This is a genomic window from bacterium, assembly GCA_030655055.1.
Taxonomy (GTDB): Bacteria; Edwardsbacteria; AC1; order AC1; family EtOH8; genus UBA5202.
In genome coordinates, this window is record JAURWH010000011.1 from 1 (window position 1) to 23,906 (window position 23,906).

The 23,906-nt window shown below is 57.1% G+C and carries 17 protein-coding genes; 13 read left to right on the forward strand and 4 right to left on the reverse strand.

From position 1 onward, the window contains the following. From Q7U71_00245 to pnp, 11 genes are all read left to right on the forward strand, one after another. The coding region (locus Q7U71_00245) for a DUF5915 domain-containing protein (GenBank protein ID MDO9390189.1) at nt 1–1,946 on the forward strand (1,946 nt) is incomplete at its 5' end. Between the two features lie 18 nt (nt 1,947–1,964). Further along, complete coding sequence (locus Q7U71_00250; GenBank protein ID MDO9390190.1) at nt 1,965–2,360, forward strand: TraR/DksA C4-type zinc finger protein; 396 nt, start codon at nt 1,965–1,967, stop codon at nt 2,358–2,360. Nucleotides 2,361–2,369: 9 nt separating this feature from the next. Next, complete coding sequence (locus Q7U71_00255) at nt 2,370–2,930, forward strand: signal peptidase II (protein MDO9390191.1); 561 nt, start codon at nt 2,370–2,372, stop codon at nt 2,928–2,930. A 28-nt stretch (nt 2,931–2,958) separates the two neighbouring features. Beyond that, nucleotides 2,959–5,409 carry an LPS assembly protein LptD gene (lptD, locus tag Q7U71_00260; GenBank protein MDO9390192.1) on the forward strand — a complete coding sequence of 817 codons (2,451 nt, stop codon included), beginning with the start codon at nt 2,959–2,961 and terminating at the stop codon, nt 5,407–5,409. A 104-nt stretch (nt 5,410–5,513) separates the two neighbouring features. Further along, on the forward strand, nt 5,514–6,437 hold the full coding sequence (locus Q7U71_00265; GenBank protein ID MDO9390193.1) for a M23 family metallopeptidase: 924 nt from the start codon (nt 5,514–5,516) through the stop codon (nt 6,435–6,437). A gap of 175 nt (nt 6,438–6,612) precedes the next feature. Beyond that, on the forward strand, nt 6,613–7,611 hold the full coding sequence (locus Q7U71_00270) for a CapA family protein (protein ID MDO9390194.1): 999 nt from the start codon (nt 6,613–6,615) through the stop codon (nt 7,609–7,611). A gap of 100 nt (nt 7,612–7,711) precedes the next feature. Beyond that, the gene (locus tag Q7U71_00275) at nt 7,712–8,095 is read left to right on the forward strand and encodes a 4Fe-4S binding protein (GenBank protein ID MDO9390195.1); all 384 of its coding nucleotides are present in this window, start codon (nt 7,712–7,714) and stop codon (nt 8,093–8,095) included. A gap of 50 nt (nt 8,096–8,145) precedes the next feature. After that, on the forward strand, nt 8,146–10,347 hold the full coding sequence (locus Q7U71_00280) for an aldehyde ferredoxin oxidoreductase C-terminal domain-containing protein (GenBank protein ID MDO9390196.1): 2,202 nt from the start codon (nt 8,146–8,148) through the stop codon (nt 10,345–10,347). Nucleotides 10,348–10,598: 251 nt separating this feature from the next. Next, nucleotides 10,599–11,051 carry a D-aminoacyl-tRNA deacylase gene (dtd, locus tag Q7U71_00285; protein ID MDO9390197.1) on the forward strand — a complete coding sequence of 151 codons (453 nt, stop codon included), beginning with the start codon at nt 10,599–10,601 and terminating at the stop codon, nt 11,049–11,051. A 138-nt stretch (nt 11,052–11,189) separates the two neighbouring features. Then, entirely contained in the window at nt 11,190–11,453 is a 264-nt protein-coding gene (rpsO, locus tag Q7U71_00290) for a 30S ribosomal protein S15 (protein ID MDO9390198.1), read from the forward strand. Between the two features lie 126 nt (nt 11,454–11,579). Continuing rightward, entirely contained in the window at nt 11,580–13,658 is a 2,079-nt protein-coding gene (gene pnp / locus Q7U71_00295) for a polyribonucleotide nucleotidyltransferase (GenBank protein MDO9390199.1), read from the forward strand. A gap of 83 nt (nt 13,659–13,741) precedes the next feature. Here the strand turns inward: pnp and Q7U71_00300 are convergent, their stop codons facing one another. The 4 genes from Q7U71_00300 to secD all read right to left on the reverse strand — a co-directional run bounded on the left by Q7U71_00300 (nt 13,742) and on the right by secD (nt 20,831). Then, nucleotides 13,742–17,344 (reverse strand): Ig-like domain-containing protein, encoded by a 3,603-nt coding sequence (locus Q7U71_00300; GenBank protein MDO9390200.1) that lies wholly within the window; start codon nt 17,342–17,344, stop codon nt 13,742–13,744. Between the two features lie 12 nt (nt 17,345–17,356). Continuing rightward, nucleotides 17,357–18,100: a CsgG/HfaB family protein gene (locus tag Q7U71_00305; protein MDO9390201.1), complete on the reverse strand. Its 744-nt coding sequence runs from the start codon at nt 18,098–18,100 to the stop codon at nt 17,357–17,359. A 181-nt stretch (nt 18,101–18,281) separates the two neighbouring features. Beyond that, nucleotides 18,282–19,214, reverse strand: coding sequence for a protein translocase subunit SecF (gene secF, locus Q7U71_00310; protein MDO9390202.1), 933 nt, complete (start codon nt 19,212–19,214; stop codon nt 18,282–18,284). A gap of 12 nt (nt 19,215–19,226) precedes the next feature. Further along, the gene (secD, locus tag Q7U71_00315) at nt 19,227–20,831 is read right to left on the reverse strand and encodes a protein translocase subunit SecD (protein MDO9390203.1); all 1,605 of its coding nucleotides are present in this window, start codon (nt 20,829–20,831) and stop codon (nt 19,227–19,229) included. A gap of 357 nt (nt 20,832–21,188) precedes the next feature. Here secD and Q7U71_00320 point away from each other — a divergent pair, with 357 nt between their 5' ends. Both Q7U71_00320 and tdh read left to right on the forward strand, forming a co-directional pair. After that, nucleotides 21,189–22,355 carry a tetratricopeptide repeat protein gene (locus Q7U71_00320; GenBank protein MDO9390204.1) on the forward strand — a complete coding sequence of 389 codons (1,167 nt, stop codon included), beginning with the start codon at nt 21,189–21,191 and terminating at the stop codon, nt 22,353–22,355. Nucleotides 22,356–22,614: 259 nt separating this feature from the next. Further along, nucleotides 22,615–23,646: an L-threonine 3-dehydrogenase gene (tdh, locus tag Q7U71_00325; protein MDO9390205.1), complete on the forward strand. Its 1,032-nt coding sequence runs from the start codon at nt 22,615–22,617 to the stop codon at nt 23,644–23,646. Nucleotides 23,647–23,906: the final 260 nt, after the last annotated feature.

The window sequence follows — 23,906 nt, forward strand, 5'->3', positions numbered from 1 at the left end:
TCAAACAGGCCCGCTGGATCCCGGACTACGGGCTGGTCCGGGAGCTGGACTGGCTGAAGAACATGGGTGACTGGTGCATCTCCAAAAAACGCTACTGGGGGCTGGCCCTGCCCATATTCCAGTGCTCCTGCGGCAACTTTGATGTGGCAGGCGGATACGAGGATCTTAAGGCCCGGGCCGTCTCCGGCTGGGATAAATTCGACGGCCACACCCCGCACCGCCCCTGGGTGGATGAGATCAGGGTCAGGTGTTCCAAGTGCGGCCAGGACGCCGCCCGCATCCACGACGTGGGCAACCCCTGGCTGGACGCCGGTATCGTGATGTTCTCCACGGTGATGCCTCCGGAGAAGTGCTATACCCCCGGCAAGGAAAAATCCGGAAAGTACCGCTACGATCCCTCCCAGGCCTACCCGGCCAACCGGGAGTACTGGCAGCAATGGTTCCCGGCCGAGTTCATCACCGAGTGCTTTCCCGGCCAGTTCCGCAACTGGTTCTATGCCATCCTGACCATGAGCACGGTGCTGGAGGGGCGGGCGCCCTTTGAATGCCTGCTGGGCCACGCCCTGGTCAAGGACGAAAAGGGCGACGACATGCACAAGTCGGCCGGCAACTCAATTCCCTTTGACGAGGCGGCCGGCAAGATCGGGGCCGACCTGATGCGCTGGGTGTTCTGCTGCCAGAACCCGGTGATAAATCTGAATTTCGGCTACCACATGGCCACCGAATTCAAACGCAAGCTGCTGACACTGCACAACGTCTATTCCTTCTACATCACCTACGCCAAGCTGGACGGGTTCGTTCCTAAAGGGAAAAGCCTGGATAAATGCCAGCTGACCCTGCTGGACAACTGGATCCTTTCCGAGCTGAACCTGCTGGTCAAGAACACCCGCCAGAATCTGGACAACTACGATGCGGCCTCGGCTTGCAAGAAGCTGGAAGCATTCACCGAGGACCTCTCCACCTGGTACGTCCGGCGGTCCCGGAGGCGGTTCTGGAAATCGGAATCCGACTCCGACAAGGAGGCCGCCTACCTGACGCTGTACACCTGCCTGGAGACCCTGATAAGACTGATGTCGCCCATCATGCCGTTCTGGGCCGAGGAGATGTACCAGAACCTGGTGCGGTCAATTGACGCCACGGTACCCCAGAGCGTCCATCTAACCGCCTACCCCCAGGCCGATGAAAAGCTGATAGATCAAAAGCTTTCCCAGGAGATGGCGGTGGTCCGCAAGGTGGTCTCGCTGGGCCACGCCGCCCGCAAGGAGGCCAAGCTCAAGGTCCGCCAGCCGCTGGCCCGGCTTTTGTTCAAGGGTGATCAGGCCTCCGGGTGGGAAGCGGTGTTAAGGCACCAGGAGATCATCCGGGACGAGGTCAACGTCAAGGCGGTGGAGCAGGCGGCCGACGCCGACAGCCTGGTGGACTACCGGGCCAAGGGGCTGGTCTCCAAACTGGGTCCCAAGTTCGGCCCCAACGCCAAAGCCATAGCCGAGGAGATATTGAAACTTGACGGACGGCAGGTGAAAACATTTAAAGCCCAGGGCAAATGTTCCATTCAAATACCGGCCGGACAATTTGAGGTCGAAACCGGGGACGCGGAGATCACCGCCGTCTCCAAGCCCGGGCTGATGGTCAAGGAGGAAGGCGGGGACCTGGCGGCTCTGGACATCACTTTGACCCCGGAGCTGACCGGCGAAGGCTGCGCCCGGGAGCTGGTGCACGGCATCCAGAACATCCGCAAGGAATCCGGCTTTGAGGTCTCCGACCGGATCACGGTCACATACAACACGGATATAGAACTGGCGGCGGCCATCAATAAATTCAAGACCTATATCATGAACGAGACCCTGGCCCTGGAACTAAAAACGGGATCGCCGGAAACAGCCGGGCAGCAGATGCAGATCAACGGCCATCCCATCAACTTAGTCATAGAACAGGTAAAATCCTAAGGAGGTATCAAACCCGGTATGAACAAAAAAGAACTGCAGAAATTCGAGAACATCCTGCTGGACGAAAGAAAGCGCTTCATCACCGAACTGGCTCAGATCAAAAGCGAGGGACTGATGGCCAGCCAGAAGGAATCTTCCGGGGACCTGTCCTCGGCCTCCTATCATCCGGCCGACCAGGGTTCCGACACCATGGAAAAGGAAAAGAGCGTGTTCCTGGCCTCCAGCAAGGGCAACGAGCTCTACGAGATCGACCAGGCCCTGATGCGGGCCAAGGATGGCAAGTTCGGGATCTGCGACAGCTGCGGCAAAGAGGTGGATCCGGCCAGGCTGGAAGCCATGCCCTACGCCCGATACTGCATCAAATGCAGCCGCCAGGCCGAACAGGTGATCAAGAACGGCAACAAGGAACAATAAGGGGCCTTTGTGACAGAACTACGACTGCGCAACCGCATCGTCATAATAGCGGTGACCCTGGGGGTGTTCGTGCTGGACCGCTGGACCAAGCTTTTGGTGGAATCCCGCCTGGCCCTGGGAGAAAGCCATGAAGTGCTGGGCCAGACCCTGCAGTTCACCCATATCACCAACAGCAACGGAGTGATGGGCATTTCCTTCGGCCCCTTCAGCCGCTACCTGATGCTGCCCCTGTCTCTTTTGGCCATCACCGCCATAGTGTATTTTTATCTCCGCAGCCAGAGCCGGAGCCTGCTGGCGGCATTGGCCACCGGCTCCATCCTGGGCGGGGCGGCCGGCAACATGCTGGACCGGTTCCGCACCGGGGCGGTGACGGACTTCATAGACTGCGACATGCCGGATATCATCATCCACCCGTTCCAGGCGGGGATCCTGAGATTTTCGGGCTTTTACCTGGACCGCTGGTACACCTTTAACATCGCCGACAGCGCGGTGATGGTGGGGGTGGCCCTGATGATTGTTATTACCATAAAAGAAGAGTACCGGGCCGATGCCGGTATCGCGGACAAATAATAAACCAGCAAAATATTCTTCCCAACCGATGATAAAAATCCGGAGACATAGGCGGCGGCCCTTGGGGTATTGGCCGCTGTTTCTGTTTTTGGCGGCCTTCAGCATGACGGCCGCCCCGGATTTGCTATGGGGACAAACCTCTCCTCTTCCGGCAGAAACAGGGGCCGCCGACTCGCTGGCTGCCGGTCCGGGCGCAACAGATTATCCTGCCTTGCCGGATTCTGTAAAACCCAAAAAAGACACCACCGCCAAAGCTGTTTCCAACGAATGGGGCCTGGCCAATGACGACACCACCAAAACCGCCATCCGCTACCAGGCCGACCTGATAGACTACCGGCTGGACCTGAGCCTGATCAGCCTGACCGGAAAGGCTGAGGTGCGATACAAGGAGATAAAAGTTACCGGGGACAGCATCAGCCTGGACACCAAGAACCAGATGCTGACGGTGGACCAAAGCCCGGTGCTGTATGACGGCAACGAGCCCATCAGGGGAGACCGGATGGTATATGATTTCAAGACCCGGCTGGGCTGGATATACAACGGCAACACCGATTTCAACAAGGGCCGCTACTGGGGCCGCCGGGTCCGCCAGGTGGACGACCGGGTGCTCAACATAGACCAGGGCCGATACACCACCTGCGACTGCGATACCCCGCATTTTTACTTCTGGTCGCGGCAGATGAAGATCTACCTTAATGACAAGATCGTGGCCCAGCCGGTATTGTTGTGCTTTAAGGGGATCCCGGTGCTGGCCATACCTTTCTGGTTCTTTCCCATGCGCAAGGAGCGGCATTCCGGCTTTTTGATGCCCCGGTTCGGCAGCAACAACTACGAGGGGGCCTTCGTCAAGAACCTGGCCTATTACCAGGTGTTCAACGACCAATCAGACGCCACCGCCTCGGCCGATTTTCTGGAGAACATCGGCTGGCGCGGCAATTTTGAGGCCCGTTACATGATGCCCCCCCGGTTCTCCTCCACTTTGAATTTTTCCTACCAGAACGACCAGAACACCGGTTACCAGCGCTGGAGCCTGAACGGATTATACAGCCAGATACTGGGCAAGAGGACCTATCTAAACGGCAACGCCAATTTCGTCAGCGACCGGAATTATTACACCGATTTTTCCGACAACCGCACCGTCCGGATGGACCGCAACCTGCATTCCTACCTGGCCCTCAACACCCCCTTGTCCACCATCGCCAGCCTGACCGGGGCGGTTGATCACTACAACAACCTGGAAACTGAGACCAAAAGCAGCCGGTTGCCGGAAGTCACCGTCAGCCTTTACCGCAAGGACATCATCAAGGGCTTGCTGGGATTTTCAGGGACCTCCCACTTTCTGGCTACGGACAAGCGGGATACGCTGATGACCGAAAAACACCAGGGATGGGAAAATAACATCAATTTGGATGCCACCTTCAATGTTTTACGTTGGATAAACCTGAATCCCAACGCAAGAATATCGGGGACCTGGTACGACCGCGACACCAGCCAGAACCGCAACGCCCTGCGCTGGCTGTACAGCGGGGGGGTGGGCGCCAGTACCACCCTCTATGGTTTGCTGGATTTCGGAGACCGCAAACTTAAGGCCCTGCGTCACGTGGTAAAACCACAGGCCTCATTCTCCTATTCTCCCAAGATAGACCAGGGCAGGTTCGACAGCTTTTTGGGAGGAGGCCAGGGGGAGAGCAAATCAATGAGTCTTTCCCTGAGCCAGCAGTTCCAGGCTAAGTTTAAAAAGGATACCACGGAACAAAAGATAGACCTGCTGACAATATCCTCCGGCACCAGTTACAATTTTCTGGCCACGGGCGACAAATGGGGCAGTCTGACCAGTTTTCTCCAGGTTCTGCCATATGTCAGTCCTTTGGACTGCCAGTTCTCCTGGGAATACAACTTTTACCAGAAAAGGAACCAGTGGGCCAGGCTGGACATGAGTTACGGACTTTCCGGTAGTTGGCTGGGATGGCTTGAGCCCAAGGACTCGGTCCTGGCCAAACCAGATAGCGCCGATTCCGCCGCCGCAGTAATGCCAACCGATACACTGGCCCGGCCAGAAGCCTGGCCGGCCGACAGTTTGCCCTTGCCGGGCGGCGACAGTTTGGGGGCTGAAACTGATACCGCTGCTGTTCCCGCCCCGGTCCAGGCCCCGTCCAAGGGCCTGCCCTGGTCCATTAATCTTGGGTTCGGTCAGAATTGGCTGAAAAATATGGGGGTTTCAGGTTCAGACCTGAACGGGTCTGCCAATTTCAACCTGACCAAGAACTGGAACATCAGCTACCACCGTTACTATAACATCAAGACCGGCGAGATGATATCCCAGGACTATTCCCTGTTCCGGGACCTTCATTGCTGGGAGGCCAGGTTCTCCAGCAGCAAAAGCCAGAATAATTGGTCGTACATGTTCGTGATCAGATTGAAGGCCATTCCCGAAGTAAAATTGGAGAACAAGTCGGGCCGGGTGGTAGGGTATCAGTAAAACCGCCAGATTTAGCTTGACAAACGTTACATTTTTATGCTATCTTTATACTGGGCCTGAAGCCTATTTAGGTTTTCAGCTATTTTTCCATTTAATAAAGACTTATGGCCATCAAGGACAAGACATATCTAACCCTGATAATCGTACCGCATCAAAGCGGCCGGACCGTCACTTTAAGGCTGCCCACTTGGGCGGCCAAGACTCTGGCGGTTTTAGCCGTGTTCATTGTATTGGGCCTGGTCGGTGTTACCACCGGCTACGTCGGCAAGTTCGTGGATGCCTCCATGCTGCAGACCCTGAAACTTGAGAACCGGATATTAAGGGACAAGGTTTCGGAATTCGGGAACAGTCTGGCCGGATTGCAGGACCAGATCAACGAATTTGTCAACTTCGATTCCAAGGTCCGGATGATGACCGGTCTGTCTCCCATCGACCCGGATGTCCGGAGGGTGGGGGTGGGCGGTTTTGCTCCGGCTCCATTGCCCGAGGGGATCACCCCCGGAACCGCCGCCAGCCTGCAAACAGTGCAGCAGGACCTGGAGAAGCTGGACCGGGAGGCCCGCCTGCAGCTGGAAAGTTTTGAAGCCATTGTTTCCGCCTTAAGCGAAAAACAGGAGATGTGGAACCATCTTCCCTCGATCCAGCCCACCCCGGGATGGATCATCAGCACCTTCGGCGTGCGGCGCGACCCGCTGGTGGGCGAGCTTAGAATGCACGAGGGGATAGACATCTCCGGCCCCGATGGGACCATCATTGCGGCTCCGGCCGCCGGGTCGGTCAAGTTCGTTGGTTACCGCAACAACTACGGCCTTTGTCTGGAACTGGACCATGGGTACGGCATCACCACCAGGTTTGCCCATTGCTCCCTCATCAAAGTATCGGTGGGGCAGAATGTGAGCCGGGGGCAGGTAGTGGCTCTGGTGGGCCAGACCGGCCGGGTGACCGGGCCCCATCTGCATTACGAAGTGATGGTCAACGGACAGCCCAAAGATCCCACCAGCTATATCCTGGCCGCCCGGATGTTTTGATCCTGTTTGTCCCAGGTATTTTTTCCCAGTTCATTTTATGGTATAATGGACTGGGTTTTTTTATGGCCGGGGGCACCTTGCCACAAAGACACAGAGACACAAAGGCACTAAACACACAGAGGGAAAATATATTGCATAAGGTATTTTAATGAAAATCCTGTTTTTATCAACCATTATGTTTTTTATCAGCCTGGCAAAGGTTTCGGCACAGAGCGATTCCGGCAGGGTTTCCATCCTGGCGGTGGGTGATGTGATGACCGGCGGGAGCATGGCGCCCTGGGTCAACGACAGCGGGCCGGATTATCCCTTCAGCAATACCCGGTCCTTGATACAACAGGCAGATATCGCCGTCTGTAATCTGGAGGCGCCTTACGGCACCAAGGGGAAAGCTTTCGACAAGAAGTTCACCTTCCTGGTCCCGCCCCGGCTGGCCGCCGGCATAAAGGAAGCCGGTTTCGACGTGGTGGCCATGGCCAACAACCATATGATGGACTATGGCCCGGAGCCGCTTAAAGCCACGCTGGTTCTGTTGGATTCATTAGGCATAGCCCACAGCGGGGCGGGGATGACCCTGGCCGGGGCCAGGAAGCCTGCCATTGTGGAAAGAAACGGGATCAAAGTGGCTTTTCTCTCCTATTCCCGGGTGCATCCCACCCAGTTCTGGGCCACGGCCCAGAAGGCCGGAACCGCCCCGGCCTACGAAAACCAGATAAAAGAGGACATTCAAACCTCCAAGGAGCTGGCGGACCTGGTGGTCGTTTCCTTTCACTGGGGGGCCGAGCTGATGGACACCACCAAGCTTTATCAAAGGACCCTGGCCCATTTCTGCATCGACCAGGGGGCGGATCTGGTGCTGGGGCACCATCCCCACATCCTCCAGGGGATGGAGCTTTACCAGGGCAAACTGATCGCCTACAGCCTGGGGAATTTCGCCTTCGGCTCGCGCAGCCGGAAATGCACCGAGAGCGTGATCCTTAAAACAGAGTTCGATTCCACTGGGTTAAAACGGATCGAACTGGTGCCGCTGTGCGTGGACAACAACCGGGTGTTCTTTAAGCCCACACCTTTATCCGGGCCGGAAGGGTTGGCCGTGCTGTCAAACCTGGCCCGGCTTTCAAGGGACCTGGGGTTTGAGTTTGTGCCCAGCGACAGCACGGCGGTGGTGGAGTTCTGAGATCTTTTATCCTTGATTTTGGGGCTGTTTGATGCTAAAATGAAAATCCAATATCTGAAAAATCCAAAATAATCATATAAACCACACGAGGTCAAACCAAATGAAGTATCTCAAGACCAGTCCGGCCATATGCAAGGGGGTGCGGGCCTGCGAGAAGATATGCTCCAAGACCTTCTTCAAGACCGAGGATCCGTCCAAATCGGCCATCCAGGTCAAGGAAGCGGACGGAAAGTTGGAGATCAATGTCTGCAACCAGTGCGGGGAGTGCATGCCGGTCTGTCCGGTGGTGGCCCTCAAGCGCAACAAGCAGGGGGTGGTGATGCTGGACAAGAAGCTGTGCGTGGGCTGCCTGATGTGCGTGGGCTACTGTCCCACCCTTTCCATGCGGACCCATCCCGAGCTGAGGGAGCCCTTCAAGTGCGTGGCCTGCGGGGCCTGCGTCAAGGCCTGCCCCGAGAAAGCCCTGGAGATCGCAGAACGGTAATCTTATAACAGTAAGGGCACGATGCATCGTGCCCCAACCAGGAGGGAACCATGGACGAGAACAAGGTCTTTGAATATACCAAATACACCCAGGACATCGAAAAGATGAAGGCGGCCCACCAGGTGCTGGCCGAATATGCCTTCACCCCCAGCCTGCCCCAAAAGGGCTACAACAACCGCTCCCTGCATGTCGATCTGAGCACTTTCAAGATAACCGAGAAGAAGATCGACGAGGCCATGAAGCAGACCTTCACCGGGGGACGGGGCTTTGGCCTGAAATACCTGTGGGATGCCATCAAGCCCACCACCAAGTGGAACGACCCGGAGAACGACATCATCATCTCCCCCGGCCCGATCTGCGGCATCACCCAGTACCCGGGGGCCGGCAAGTCGCTGGTGGTCACCCTGTCGCCCATCACCAACATCCCCATCGATTCCAACGTCGGCGCCTACCTGGGGCCGCTGCTGAAGTTCTCGGGTTTCGACGCCCTGGAGATCCAGGGCAAGGCCCAGGAGGACGTGATCGTGGTGCTGGACGGGGTCAAGGGCAGGGTCACCATCGAACTGGCGCCGCTGGAGTCGGTCAACTCGCACATCGCGGCCGAGCAGTTCACCCACGAATATGCCACGGATGAGGCCGACCTGCGCAATGTGTCGGTGGCCTCGGCCGGGCAGGCCGCCGAGCACTCGCTGATCGGCTGCCTCAACTTCTGCTACTACGACGTGCGGCGCAAGGTGACCCGGCTGAAGCAGGCCGGGCGGGGCGGCATCGGCACGGTGTTCCGGGACAAGAAGATCAAGGCCCTGATCGTTCACGGGCCGCAGGTGAAAGGCGACATGAACCATCCGGCCGACCTGGGCCGGATCCAGCGGGCCGGGGTCCGCCTGCACAAGGAGATGCACGACTTCGACGACAAGATGTGCGGGATGCGCAAGGTGGGCACCACCAACATCGTGGGCGTGATGAACTCCTACGACCTGCTGCCGGTGATGAACTTCCAGTACGGCAGCCACGTGGATGCCCCCAAGATAGACAAGACCACCTGGATCAAGCAGTTCACCCAGGGCATCCCGGATGGCTGCTGGTACGGCTGTTCCATGGCCTGCGCCCACGGGGTGGACGAGTTTGCCCTGCGCACCGGGCCCTACAAGGGCCACAAGGTGGTGGTGGACGGGCCGGAATACGAGACCGCGGCCGGCTGCGGCTCCAACTGCGGGATCTTCGACCCGTTATGGGTCATTGAATGCAACTTCTACTGCGACACCTATGGCATAGACACCATCAGCTTCGGCACCATCACTGGCTTTGTGATGGAATGCTGGCAGAGGGGCATCCTAAATGCCGAGCGCACCGGGGGACTGGACCTGTCCTGGGGCAACGGGGAATCCCAGATGGAGATGATGCACCAGATGGCCCGGGGCGAGGGATTCGGCCTGATCGCCGGGCAGGGCGTCCAGCGGATGAAGCGGATCTTCGCCGACAAGGGCTGGGGGGACTTCGCCTTTCTTACGGACATCGGGCTGGAGGGCAAGGGGCTGGAGCAGTCGGAGTACATGTCAAAAGAGTCGCTGGCCCAGCAGGGCGGCTACTACCTCACCAACAAGGGCCCCCAGCACGACGAGGCTTGGGTGATCTTCATGGACATGGTCAACAACCAGATCCCCACCTTTGAGGACAAGGCCGAGGCCCTGTATTATTTTCCGATGTTCCGCACCTGGTTCGGGCTGAACGGCCTGTGCAAACTGCCCTGGAACGACATCGAGCCCGGGGACAACCGCACCAAGAACGCCCCCATGGACGCGGCCAAGGTGCCGGAGCACGTCCAGAACTACGTCGACCTTTTCTCCGGGGTCACCGGCCGGGAGATCACCAAGGAGGAGATCATCAAAATGTCGGAGCGGGTCTACCAGTTCCAGCGGGTCTTCGACCTGAGAATGGGCAAGGGGGTCAGGAAATACGACCAGCCGCCCTACCGGGCCATGGGGCCGGTCACCAAAGAGGAATACGATTCCCGCCAGGAGCGCTATGACAAGCAGCTGAAGGACTGGATGCAGATAGACCCGGCTGGAAAATCCACCGAGGAGAAAATGGCCCTGCACCGCAAGTACCGGGAGGACCGCTATCAGAAACTGGTGGAGGCGGTCTACAAGCGCCGGGGCTGGACCGCCGACGGCGTCCCCACTCTGGAGACCCTGAAGCGCAATGGGATAGATTTTCCCGAGGTGGTGGAAGTGGTGGCCAAGCACCAGTAGGCGCTAAAACGATGGAGAAGCCCGGCACTCAGGCAAGCAATGACTGAGATGCCGGGCTTTGAAGTCGGGCAATGGAACAGACAAGCCCTAAAAACTAAAAACCTAATATCTAAATCACCGCCGTTGGCGGGATCCCGCTTCTGCGGGACAATTTCGAATCCCCAATTCTCAAAACTGTTTTGAGTTTGAAACTTCGATATTATAATTTGTTTAGTGTTTCGAAATTAGTAATTAGAAATTGGTCCAAAGTTATGCGGTTAGTGATCCAACGTGTTTCATCCGCCAGCGTCACAGTTGACGGCGCCGTGATCGGGAAGATCGGCCCGGGCCTGTGCCTGCTCTGCGGGTTCACCCACGGGGACACTGAATCGACTGCGGAGCAGATGGCCGCTAAGTGCCTCAATCTCCGCATTTTCGAGGACCAGGACGGCAAGATGAACCTATCTCTTTCGGAGGTCAAGGGCTCGGTGCTGGCCGTCTCCCAGTTCACCCTGTACGCCGACTGTAAAAAGGGGCGGAGGCCGTCTTTCACCGACTCGGCCGAGCCGGTAACCGCCGAAAAGCTCTATGAAATGTTCGTAAAAATACTCAAAAGTACTGGTGCTGAGGTCAAAACCGGAAGCTTTGGGGATAAGATGCTGGTGGATATTCAGAACGACGGGCCGGTGACCATTGTGTTGGACTCAGCCGCCCTGGGATTGTAAGGTTCCCTTTACAGTTGACTTACGGGTCATAAATAGGGTATAATTACAGGTCATTTAACTTTGCCCTGCCTGCCCCTCTTCGCAGGTTGCGGCGTATCAAAAACAACCCATATTTTAGGAGACGGAAAGACCATGCCTTTGCAAAAGGAAAAGAAGCAGGAAGTGATCACAGTCCACAAGAAGCACGAGAGCGACACCGGATCACCCGAGGTCCAGATCGCCCTGCTGACCGAGCGAATCAACCAGCTGACCGGGCACCTCAAGGCCAACAAGAAGGACCACGCCACAAGGCGCGGACTTCTGATGATGGTGGGCCGCCGCCGCAGGCTGCTGGATTATCTCATCAAGCGCCATGCCGCCAGGTACCGGGCCATCGTGGAAAAATTAGACTTAAGGAAGTAAAAATCTGGGGGCGATTTTACGGTTAAAATCGCCCCTTGTCATTAACCTAACCGGAACAATTCCTCCCGGATAAAAAAGCCGGGAGAAGCCCAGACTCAAGGAGCCTGGGACAAAAAAGGAGGTTTTATGGTTCATACCAAGGAACTGGAGATCGGCGGCCGCAAGCTCATCATCGAGACCGGCAGGATCGCCAAACAGGCCCACGGCTCGGTGACGGTGCGCTACGGAGGGACCGTGGTGCTGGTGACCGCAGTGGGATCCGACTCGCCCCGGGAGGGAATTGACTTCTTCCCCTTGTCGGTGGAATACCGGGAACAGGCCTACGCCGCCGGGCGGATACCGGGCGGGTTCTTCAAGCGCGAGGGCAAGCCCCGGGACAAGGAGATCCTTTCGGCCCGGCTGATCGACCGGCCCATCAGGCCGTTGTTCCCCGAAGGCTACCGGAATGAAGTGCAGATAGTCTGCCTGATCATCTCGGCCGACCGGGAGAACGATGCCGACGTTTTGGGCCTGACCGGAGCCTCGGCCGCCCTGTCGCTGTCCGACATTCCCTTTAACGGGCCGATAGCCGCGGTGCGGGTGGGCAAGGTGGACAATCAGTATGTCATCAACCCCACCTTCCAGCAGCTGGAACAGAGCCGGCTGGACATTGTGATCTCCGGCAGCAAGGATTCCATCACCATGGTGGAAGCCGGGGCCCGCGAGGTTTCGGAAGCCGAGATCATCGAGGCCATAGAGTTCGGGCATAATTACATCAAGCAGATCATCGCCCTCCAGGAGGAACTGGTGGGACTGTGCGGAAAACCCAAACGCAAGCTGGAGATCGCCCCGGTCAACCAGGCCCTGCTGGAAAAGGTCAAGGCCTTGACCACAGAAAAGATCCAGGCAGCCAATGTCATTGCCCTCAAGGAAGAGCGGCAGGACGCCGTCAAGAAGATCTGCCAGGACGCCGCCGAGGCCCTGTTGACCGAATTCCCGGAAACGGGAAAGCAGATCAACGCCATGGTGGAGGAGATCCAGAGCCACGACCTGCGGGAGCGGATATTGAGCAAGGGCCAGCGGGCCGACGGACGGAGCCTGACCCAGATCCGGCCCATCACCGGGGAGGTCGGGTTTCTGCCCCGGACCCACGGTTCGGCCATCTTCACCCGGGGCGAGACCCAGAGCCTGGTGGTGACCACCCTGGGCACCGCCTCTGACGAACAGCGGATAGAGGACCTGGAGGGGGAATACTCCAAGAGCTACATGCTGCATTATAACTTCCCGCCCTTCTCAGTGGGCGAGGTCAAGCCCATCAGGGGTCCGGGCCGGCGGGAGATCGGGCACGGAGCCCTGGCCGAGCGGGCGGTGGCCCCGGTGATCCCATCGGAAGACCTTTTCCCCTATACGGTGCGGGTGGTCTCCGAGATCCTGGAATCAAACGGGTCATCTTCCATGGCCTCGGTCTGCGGAGCCTCGCTCTCGCTGATGGACGCCGGGGTGCCCATCAAGGCGCCGGTGGCCGGCATCGCCATGGGCCTGGTGATGGAGCAGGGCCGGGTGGCCATCCTCTCCGACATCATGGGGCTGGAGGATCACCTGGGAGACATGGACTTTAAGGTAGCCGGCACCAAGGACGGCATCACCGCCCTGCAGCTGGATATCAAGGTGCAGGGATTGAACAAGGACATCCTGGAAAAGGCCCTGACCCAGGCCCACCAGGGGCGGATGCACATCCTGGGCGAGATGGAGAAGGTCATCTCCGTTCCCAAGGCCGAGATCTCGGTCTATGCGCCCAGGATCCTGGCGTTGAACGTCCCGGTGGAAAAGATCGGAATGATAATCGGGCCCGGCGGCAAGATGATCCGGGCTTTGCAGGAGGAATTCTCGGTCAAGATCGACATCAGCGACGAAGGCAAGGTCACCATCGCTTCAGTCGATGTGGGCGGAGCCCAGGCCTGCTTCGAGAAGATCAAGGCCATGACGGTGGAAGCCGAGATGGGCCGGATCTACCAGGGGCGGGTGGTGAAGATCATGAACTTCGGGGCCTTTGTGGAATTCATGCCGGGCACCGAGGGGCTGGTCCACATCTCCGAGCTGGACAAGACCCGGGTCAACAAGGTGGAGGACATCGTCAAAGAAGGGGACTCCATCACGGTCAAGCTGATCAAGGTGGATCCCGACACCGGAAAGTACAGCCTGTCACGCAAGCAGGCCATGGCCTAGTTATTTGTTTTTGATACTGTCAGGTCATAAGAAAAGCGCCCCGCAATTAGCGGGGCGCTTTTTCGTTTGGATCCGTGCCGGTTTTATTTGATCAGGTTCATGGTCCGGGCGGCCGAGGTTCCGTTGGCGGTCAGGCGGTAGAAGTAAACGCCGGTGGCGGCCTGCCGTCCGGATTCATCCCGCCCGTTCCAGGAAACGGTGTAGCGGCCTGCCATCTGGGGATGGTTCACTATGGTCTTCACCAGTTGCCCGGCCACGTTGTATATCGCCAGTTTCACCGGTCCATCCGCCGCCAGCTGATAACTGATGGAAGTATTGTCCCTTAAGGGATTGGGCCGGTTCTGTGCCAGCAATGTTACAGCCGGCAGAGCAAAGGAGGTCCCCAGAACTGCTTTGGCGTAATCGACCTTTCCGGCTATTATCTTGAATTCCCTGACCGTCTCGCCGGGTTCCGGAGCAAAGCTGTAAGTGTTGTTGTCTTTGATGTTCACCGAAACCTGGCGGCTGAGATCGGCCAGGTAACATTCGGTCCCGGCCGGGAATTCCACCGGCAGGGTGAGGGTCAATTTGGTCTGGCCCTGGCAGTCCACCGCAAAATCCCAGGTCTGGCCGTCGCCCAGTTCCGGGCGCAGATCCACGGCGCACTCGCCGTCTTCCAGTTTAAAATACCCGGCGGTTCCGGCAATGCCCTTGGGCGGTTCGGAGTAATCGTAAGCATCCTTGCCCAGGGTCATTCCGGCGCCGATGCCGAAAAAGTTCTGGCCGTCGCTTCCGTCATTGGTGCTGACTGCCACCTGGCCCCGCCATCCCTGGGGCCACTGCAGCGCCGGGGTTTCGTTCTTATATCCCGGCGCCCGGCGGTGCATGATCCAAAGGCTGGACGCATTGCCTACAGGCGTTTTGTAGCTGTAGCCCCTGAAAGGCATCATGGGCTGGGTGCTGACCGTGACCGGCAGTTGCCAGTCAGAGCCGTCAAAAGCATAGGGGCCTTGAATTCCCAAGCTTGGATTATATACAACGGAATCCCACGGCACCGGGAACATAAAGGGGTTGGCAATATCCGTCCAGCCCTCGGGCAAGCCGGTCAAAGCGCCGGGATAATTGTCATCGCCCGAGGTCCAGGTCTCCAGCCCGCCGTTGGCGGTGGCTTCCAGATCAATGGTAACCACACCCCCCATCCGGTGGCGCAGCCAGAAGGCCCGCAAATTGTCGACATAACAGGTATTGGGGCCGCCATGCTCGAGATACTTGGAGCTGTATGAATCCCAGGTAAAAAGCCTCCATTTGGCGGGGTCGTAGCTTCCCAGATCGTCTGACAGTTCGTTATAAATGGAGATGTTCTTCATATTGCCCGGGAAAGAGTACATCCGCCACTGGTCATTGGGAACTGCTATGGTAAAAATGTTTTTGGCTTCGGTTGAGTTGATGGAGACCGGGTGGTGGTGATAAAAACCGGCGGCCATAGACTGGGTGGAGTCGGGATAAATGGTCACCGCCCCTTCATCGCTCCGGGCAGCGATCCGGTATTGCAGTCCGTCAGCCCGCGGGAAGCTTTGGCCACCTAAAGAGGAGCCAGCATTGGCACCCCATAAGCTATCTGAGTAGTTGGATAAGTTAAGCGAATCGATCAGGGTATGGGTCCCGGGAACGTAAAACCTGATGGAAACTCCGGCTATCCCCCAATTTCCGCTTACTGCACCAGGCTTAACAGCTGAAACCTGAGCGCTAAATCCCTGGGCGTAGGCGGCGGTAGCCGAAGTGCATGGTTGGACATGCAGGCGGGGGGGCAGGCTGGCGGCCGCGGTGGTAAAATTCCACCCGTAGCTGGATACCAGGTTGTTGCCGGCCAAGTCGGTGGCAGCAGTGACCATGAACTGTGTATTTTGTCCAGCTACAAATGGAGCATGAGTGAGGGTCACGGTATCGCTGGCCAAGTTCCAGGATTCTATCCAGTTTCCGGGATCCGGGGAGCAGGTGAAGGAAAAGCCTGTGCCGCTGGTGTGATTTATTCCCTCGGAGAATCCGATGACAACAGGGCTGGAAACAGGAATATTGCCTGCGCTTCCTGCCGGGTCGGTATAGGTTACGTAGGGAGCGGTCATGTCAACGGTGAACGTGGGAACTTCGCTCCAGCCCGACCAGTTGCCAACCGAGTCCCTGGCCCTCACCCGCCAGTAATACAAGTCGTCGCCCCCGCCATATGAGGTCAGGTTGATGGATATCCCAGTTGATGAGATGGTGGAATCGTTGATCAACGGAGTGATGAATAATCCGTCAAAGTTGTCTATTTGCAGATTATAAACCACGGCGCTGTCCACGGGGAACCAGGAGAAATTAACGTTGGAACTGTTCAGGATGGAACCGTCTGCCGGGGTTGAAAGTATTGGAGTGCTTGGTCCCGTCAGGTCCAAGGTCAGTTTTCGCACCGGTGACCAGCCGGAGCTGTCGGGCAGGGACCAGTTGTAGGCCTTAACCCGCCAGAAATAAGATCCTCCCGAGCTGATATATATTGAGGGATAAAGCTTGCTGGTGTCCGAGGTGGAGCCCTGAGCGACGTCAATGGTGACGAAAGTGGGATCTGAAGATATCTCGTACCTATATTGGGTGCAACCCGGCACCGACCCCCAGTAGAACTCGGGGTAGTTGTTGTTTGTCAGGGCGTTGTTCAGCGGCTGGATCAGCGGCGGCGGGCTGGGGGCCAGGGGCCGGTACTGCCAGACGCTGTCGCTCTGCATGGAAGTGGTCTTATTGTATCCGCCAAAGACGTAGATGGCGTTGTTCAATCCCGCGGCTCCGGCCCGGCACAGCGGCTCGGGTATGGAGTCCCCCAGGGTCCAGGTGTCGGTCTGGGGGTCGTAGATGTCGACCCGGCGGGTGACGGTGCCGATGAGGTCAACGATGCCGCCGATCACATAGATCTTTCCTCCCAGCAACGCCCCGGCTGCCTGCCAGCGGCCGGAGCCGGGCATGTTGGTCTTGTATGTCCATGAGCCCTGTGGCCCGGTGGTATCATATACCAGCACGGTGTTGGTAAGGACCCCGCTAAAACTCTTCCCTCCGATCACGAAGATGTGCGGTTTGCCGTCCTGACCCAGGGCCCCGGCCACCACTGCGTTGGCCCGGGCGGCGGGCATATCCTTGCTCCAGGTCTTGGTCATTGACTGGGGGTCCAGTCTTTCCATCAGGCTGTCGGCCGGACCGGTGGTCATGCCGCCAACGGCATACATATATACCCCGGAATAGACGTTGGGAAGCCAGACAAAACCGTGATTGGCCATGTAGCCGGTGGTGGCCAGGCCGGATACTTCATGCCAGTACCCGGTATCCCGCATGGTGTAGGTGGTGGTGCTGTAGCTGCCGGCCGACTGGCTGTATCCCCCGTTAAGAAAGACCAAGGTATCACTAATACTGAGCGCCCTGGCTCCGATCAGGGTCTTGGGGATCGGCGCCTTATTATACCAGTAATTTGAGGCCGGATTATAATAGGTGACATCATACAATGAGCTGCCGCCCCGCTGCCCTCCAATGGTCATGATACAGGTGCTGCCAAGCGAATCCTTGAAGGTGGTCACCGCCATGTCGTCGGCCGCTCCCTGGAGCATGTGGCTACTCATCTGCCATACCCCGGCCAGGGCCATCGAGGATAAAGCAACAGTCAATATAAGAGCAAAAAATATTTTTTTCATTGTCTTTTCTCCTTATGGCCTTATGGTTGGCGGGAGGGGGATGGTGTTGTCTACGATCGGGGTCTCATCAACGGCGGGAGTGGAACTGCCGCCGGCCAGAGCCGCGGCCGCGCCGCCGGCGCCCAGCAGGCCGATGCCTCCCCAGAACCACCATTTTTTGTAGAGGGGTTTTCCTTCGGAGGCAGGCTTGGGCATGGCCTGAGCCACCGGCTTTTTCTCCGACTTCTGGTCCTGTTTGTTCTCGGCTTTTTGGGCCTTCTGGTCCGTGGTCACCGAGTTGGCCAGGGTGTAGGCCACGGTCTTCATGGTGCTGGTCAGCAGCTTGTCTATCTCTCCGGTGTAGTCCTCGGTGACGCTGCGCTCGATCCGGCCGGTCTTGACGTCTATCATCCTCAAGTTCACGGTATAGGTCTTGCCCACCCTGCCCAGGGAGCCGCCGATGATCTTCTGGACCCCGATCATCTGGCCGATCTCCACCGCGCAGGCGTCGGTGTTGCAGGCCCCGCTCTGCTGAAAACCCTGTTCCTTAAGCACGTCCTGCATCTTGCCCCGCTCCATCACGTCAAAGGCCCCGGTGCGGAAAAGCTCGGTGCGCAGGCGGTCGGAAAGGGCCGAGACCTCGTTCTCGGGCACTCCCTTGGGCTCCATATCCATCACCGCCACGCTGGCCCGGGCCTGGCTCTGGGCCACCGCCAGGGAGGCCGTGAACGGCGAAAGCAGGATATTGAGCGCCAAAAATACGGATAACCATTTCATTGTTGAGTTCGCTCCATTGTGTTTTATTTGCTTTGTAATGTCTTAGAAATACATCTAATTATGATACTATGAAAGAGGATTAAAGTCAACAATATTTAAGATTATTTTTGACCTAAAAACCGCCTCGGGATAAAATAAAAATCCCGGCATGATATGCCGGGATTTTTTCTGTAATGGAAAACTATTTCTTGCGCTTGATGGGGGATTTTATTTCCCAGTCCACCACCAGGCTGGCCACGATAAAGATCGAGGAGTAAGTGCCGATGATCAGTCCGAACAGCATGGGTTTGGTGAAATCGGACAGCACCCGTCCCGAGAAAAGCTGCAGGGCGATCAGCACCAGGAAGACCGACACGGCGGTGACCAGGGTCCGGGACAGGGTCTCGTTGATGGACCGGTTCACCAGTTCGCCGTAGGTCTCCTTGTGGGGTTTCTTGACGTTCTCCCGGATCCGGTCGGCCACCACGATGGAATCGTTGATGGAGTAGCCGAGGATGGTCAGCAGCACCGCCATCGACTGCATGTTGAACTCCATGCCGGTCAGGGAGATGAAGCCGACGGTGCAGGCCACGTCATGGAACAGGGAGATGATGGCAGCCACCCCGAAACGGAAGTCGAACCGGAAGTTAACGTAGATCAGGATGAACAACAGGCCCACCAGTACCGCCCAAAGCGCCTTCAGCTGAAGCTCCTTGCCGATCTTGGGCCCCACGGTCTCGTCGCTGTCGACGGTCACCGCATTCTGCGGCAGTTTTTGGGTCAAAGCCTCGGCCATCTGCTGGCCCATGGACCTGTCCTTTCCCGCCGCGTCGTTCTGGAGGCCGGTCCGGATCAGGAAGGCGTTCTTGATCTTGTCGGTGTCCTTGATCTTCTGGATCTCGGAGATGCTGAACCCGGCATCGGACAGCGCGGCCCGGACCTGATCGGTGCTGGCTGGCGTTTGGAAATGCACCTGAAGCAGGGTTCCTCCGGTAAAATCAACCCCCAGCTTAAGGCCCCCGTGGGCCAGCACCGAAACTATGGCCACCACTGTGATGGCGATGGAAAATATATAGGCTTTATACCGGTTGGGTATAAAGGCGAACTTGGGGATGCTTTTGAAAATTGAAATCATGCTGCTGTCTCCTTAAATGTATAGTTTGGACGTGTTCCACCTGACTGTGATCCAGTCAAAGATCAATCTGGTGACCACTACGGCGGTGAACATCGACACCAACAGGCCGATGATCAGCGAAACGGCGAATCCTTTGACCGGACCGGTCCCGAACCACAGCAGGGCCACCGAGGAGAAGAAGACCGTGGCGTTGGAATCCAGGATGGTGGTGAAGGCCTTGTCGTATCCGGCCTCGATGGCCGCCCGGACCGTCTTGCCGGCCAGGATCTCCTCGCGGATGCGCTCGAATATCAGCACGTAGGTGTCAACCGCCATGCCGATGGTCAACGCCACACCGGCGATGCCGGGCAGGGTCAGGGTGAAGCGGAAGGCGGCCATCACCGCCAGCAGCAGCACTGCGTTCAGCCCCAGGGCCATCACTGCTATCAGCCCGCTCAGGCTGTAATAGGCGACCAGGAACAGGATCACGGCCGCGCCGCCGATCAGGGTGGCCTTCATGCCGTTGGAGATGGAATCCAGTCCCAGGGTCGGGCCCACCGAACGTTCTTCGATGATCTCCACCGGGGCTGGCAGGGCGCCGGCCCGCAGGATGATGGCCAGGTCCTTGGCCTGGTCGGGATTGGAGGAGGTGCCCAAGGTTATCTGCCCCCGTCCGTTGGGGATCCGCTCCTGGATGACCGGGGCCGACTTGACCACGCCGTCCAGCACGATGGCCAGCCGCCGCTTGACGTTGGCCGCGGTGACCCGGGAGAAGAGATTGGCTGCCTGGCGCACCAGCACAAAGTCCACATAAAGGCCGCCGGGATTGTCGGCCGTGCCCACCCCCATCCGGGCCTCGGCCAGCGAGGCCCCGGTGATCTCAGGCTGTTTTTTCATCATATATAACGGATAGCCCCGGAAGTTCTCGCCGCTGCTCTTCTCGCCCCACAGGAACTGGTAGTCCGGGGGGATGGCCGCGACCACCAGGGGATCGGCCAGCAGTTTTTCCACCAGGGGCTTGTCCTGCTCCATCACCATCAGTTCGCTGCCGGTGGGGGCCAAAAGCGCGCTGAAGGGCTTGTCCTCAATTCCCAGCATGGCGCTGTCAGAGGCGATCTTCCGGGTCTTGTCGGACAACAGGGCCTTGTCTATCTTGTCCAGCACCTCCATGGTCACCTTGTCCTCCTGGACCAGTTTGAATTCCAGCAGGGCGGTGGTCCCGATCAGGCCCCGGGCCCGGTCCTTGTCCACCCCCGGCAGCTGGACCACTATCCGGTCGCTGCCTTGTTTCTGGATGGAGGGCTCGGCCACGCCGAACTGGTCCACCCGGTTGTTGATGATCTCCAGCGCCCGGTCGGTGGCGTCGGACATCTCCTTTTCGGTGATATCAGACGGTTCCTTGCCCATGGCCTTGGCCAGGCCCTTGCGGTTGATCTCCATCACCAGGTGCATGCCGCCCTTAAGGTCCAGGCCCAGGTGGATGGCCTTGGTGTAAAGCCGGTTCAGCTCCTCGCGGGGCATTTCGGCCTTCTGGGTCTCGGTCAAACCCTGCAGCTTGAATGTGGGGATCAGCTGCCAGATGGCCGCTGCCAAAAGGACCACAGTAAGCAAGGCTTTCCATAGATTGGCTTTTCTCATCGCCTTAAACTAAGCTCCTATCCTTAAGTGATAATGATTGTATTATTGACAGTAAACCATTATTTTAGCCTAAATTACAAGGTCTTGTCAAGTATAATCGGACATTTCCATTTTACCATTGACATCCCAAATTTATCGTGATATTCTTACCGATTAAGTACACTAGCCACTAAGACACAAAGCATGCCCTGAGCCATGCCGAAGGGTCACTAACTAAGAATTGTTTACAATTCCCGATTTACAGTTTGCCGTTTTATATCTTTTCCTGCCAAGCATGACTTTGGAGCTATTCTTATCCCTTTGGTAAAACCGGAAATTCTTTGTGAAACTGCTTTGACAATAAAGCCCGAAAATCTGATGCACCCCAAGAAGGAAATAACAGCCGAAGTGGTGGTCAAACTGCTGGTCAACAGCGCCTTGGTCGCCAAACTGCTGACCGACTACCCGGATACGGAGTCCCGGCTTAACCGGGCGGCAGCCTTGGCCGAAACAGTTGGCCAGGCTGAAATGAAGAACAAGGTTCTGGCCGAAAAGGCGGCGCTGTATTATCTGTGGGGCCGGTTTGATGAAGGCTTGGAGCTGACCCGGCTGGTCATTTCATCTGAGGTTGTTGACAATCATGAAAACCGGGCCAGCGCTTGGAATACTTCGGGAAACATCCACCTGCGGCGCTGCAGTTTTAGGTTGGCCGAAGAGTCATTTCTCCAGGCTCTGGAACATTACCAAAAATTAGAAATGGATACCTCGGTCGGCATAGTCAGGAACAACCTGGCAAATATCCATAACATTCAAGGCAATTATCCCCGGGCGCTGGAACTCTATAGACAGGCGCTTGATTGCTTTGAAAGGCAGAATGACATTTACCGCACCGCCCACGTTTTACATTCCATGTCACAGATATTGATGGCCCAGAAAGATATAACCCAGGCCAAGGCTTTATTGATTCGCTCGCTTGCCTTGCGCGAGCAGGTAAATGACTACCGCGGTATCGTAAACAACCTTTTAACCCAGGTAGGATTGCAAGCGGGGGAAAGGGAGTTCGACAAGGCCCAGGAGTTCCTGCAAAAGGCTGATCAGATAATAAGCGGGCACGGCCTGACTGATCCCCATCTGGTTACATACCGGCACGGTGAAGCCGGGACTTTGTATTTTTCGGCCGGTCAACACGAAAAAGCAGAAGAATGTTTTATCCGCCTGATAGATGTCTCGGAAAAGATGAAGATGATGTCGTTTTTATCCGGAGGCTACAGCTGGCTGGGCAAAAACAGGGTGTTCAGGGATAATAACGATGCCGGAATTTCCCACATCAAAAAGGGCCTTGCTTTGGCCGAATCAAGCGATCTGCCATACGAATTTAAAAATGCCCTGGGCTGTCTGGTTGAGTGTTATTGTCGTCTGGGCAATAAACCCCTGGCCGAGCAGGCTGCCAGGAATTATACCGCAGAAGCCTTGAAACAGGGAATTTCCCAGCCGGAGATCGAGGCGGAATTGTTGCAGTTAACGGAACGGCAAAAGAACCAATAACCAAACCCATAACATATAATCACAGGAGCACAGGAAATGCCTCAAAAAATGAAGGCATTTGAAAACCGTAAGGTTTTCATTAAACAAAATTACCTTGAGACACCTCGCAGCTTGCTGCGAGGTGATTCATTATTTCGCCCGGTTGGTTCTTGAACAGGGGAACAGCCGGGAAATGGTGGATGCTGAAATAGCCAGGTTACTTTCTGGGGGAATAAATATACAATATCATAAAATCATTTAAAATTTGAGGAGGGATCAAATGCGCGCCCTGGTAAAAAACGAGCGGGCACCGGGCCTGACCATGATGGATGTACCCTTGCCGGAGATGGGACCCAACGATGTGCTTATCCGCATTCACAAATCCGCCATTTGCGGCACCGACATGCATATCTGGAATTGGGATCCATGGGCCCAGAAGACCATACCCGTGCCGATGCCGGTGGGGCACGAATACGTGGGGGTCATTGAGAAAGTGGGCAGCGCCGTCACCGGGTACAAGGGGGGCGAGCGGGTGACGGGCGAGGGCCATCTGGTGTGCGGCCATTGCCGCAACTGCCGGGCGGGCAAGCGCCATCTCTGCCCCAACACCACCGGCGTCGGCGTCAACCGGCCGGGATCATTCGCCGAATATCTGGCTATCCCGGCGGAGAATGTCTTCCCGGTGCCGGACAGCATCCCCGACGAGGTGGTCTCGATCTTCGACCCTTACGGTAATGCGGCCCACACCGCCCTTTCTTTTGACATGGTGGGGGAGGACGTGCTGATCACCGGGGCCGGCCCCATAGGCATCATGGCCGTGGCCATCGCCCGGCACGCGGGCGCATGCAACATAGTCATCACCGACGTCAATGATTACCGCCTGGACCTGGCCAAGAAGCTGGGAGCCACCCGGGCCGTGAATGTGGCCAGGGAAGACCTGAAGACTGTGATGCGCGACCTGGGGATGACCGAAGGATTTGACGTGGGTCTGGAGATGTCGGGTAACGCCGCCGCCTTCCGCAGCATGCTCGATGCCATGCTCAACGGAGGTCGCATCGCGATGCTGGGGATCATGGGCGAAAATGAGGCCATTGACTGGGGCAAGGTCATATTCAAAGGCCTGTTCCTGAAGGGGATCTACGGCCGGGAGATGTTCGAGACCTGGTATAAGATGACCGCCATGATCCGCTCGGGGCTGGATATCAGCCCTGTCATCACCCACCGTTTTCCCATCGAAGAATTCAAATCGGGGTTCGAGGTCATGGGCAGCGGCAAATCAGGCAAGGTCGTTTTGGACTGGGGGGTGAAATAAGCACCCGCCTGTGAGAGCCAAAGGACTAGGTCAAGGGCTTTGACGCGGACAAGAAGAGGATGAAACTATAACAGCTCTTCTTGATAAGATAGAAATGGTCGAAGTTGGAACATTCAAACGCCCCGGTTTTCCGGGGCGTTTTTTTGTCTTATATTATTGCATTAAAGCCGATATTTTGATATCATTAAGGCTTATATTCTTTCAGTTACCCCGGCTTAAAAAACAAAACCAACCTAACCATAAAATCCAAATTTTCAGGA

Bases quoted from the DNA above. Each gene is read 5' to 3' on its own strand.
- Q7U71_00250 (MDO9390190.1), top strand. From the start codon at position 1,965: ATGAACAAAAAAGAACTGCAGAAATTCGAGAACATCCTGCTGGACGAA.
- lptD (MDO9390192.1), top strand. From the start codon at position 2,959: ATGATAAAAATCCGGAGACATAGGCGGCGGCCCTTGGGGTATTGGCCG.
- Q7U71_00265 (MDO9390193.1), top strand. From the start codon at position 5,514: ATGGCCATCAAGGACAAGACATATCTAACCCTGATAATCGTACCGCAT.
- Q7U71_00270 (MDO9390194.1), top strand. From the start codon at position 6,613: ATGTTTTTTATCAGCCTGGCAAAGGTTTCGGCACAGAGCGATTCCGGC.
- Q7U71_00275 (MDO9390195.1), top strand. From the start codon at position 7,712: ATGAAGTATCTCAAGACCAGTCCGGCCATATGCAAGGGGGTGCGGGCC.
- Q7U71_00280 (MDO9390196.1), top strand. From the start codon at position 8,146: ATGGACGAGAACAAGGTCTTTGAATATACCAAATACACCCAGGACATC.
- dtd (MDO9390197.1), top strand. From the start codon at position 10,599: ATGCGGTTAGTGATCCAACGTGTTTCATCCGCCAGCGTCACAGTTGAC.
- pnp (MDO9390199.1), top strand. From the start codon at position 11,580: ATGGTTCATACCAAGGAACTGGAGATCGGCGGCCGCAAGCTCATCATC.
- Q7U71_00300 (MDO9390200.1), bottom strand. From the start codon at position 17,344: ATGAAAAAAATATTTTTTGCTCTTATATTGACTGTTGCTTTATCCTCG.
- Q7U71_00305 (MDO9390201.1), bottom strand. From the start codon at position 18,100: ATGAAATGGTTATCCGTATTTTTGGCGCTCAATATCCTGCTTTCGCCG.
- secF (MDO9390202.1), bottom strand. From the start codon at position 19,214: ATGATTTCAATTTTCAAAAGCATCCCCAAGTTCGCCTTTATACCCAAC.
- secD (MDO9390203.1), bottom strand. From the start codon at position 20,831: ATGAGAAAAGCCAATCTATGGAAAGCCTTGCTTACTGTGGTCCTTTTG.
- Q7U71_00320 (MDO9390204.1), top strand. From the start codon at position 21,189: ATGCACCCCAAGAAGGAAATAACAGCCGAAGTGGTGGTCAAACTGCTG.
- tdh (MDO9390205.1), top strand. From the start codon at position 22,615: ATGCGCGCCCTGGTAAAAAACGAGCGGGCACCGGGCCTGACCATGATG.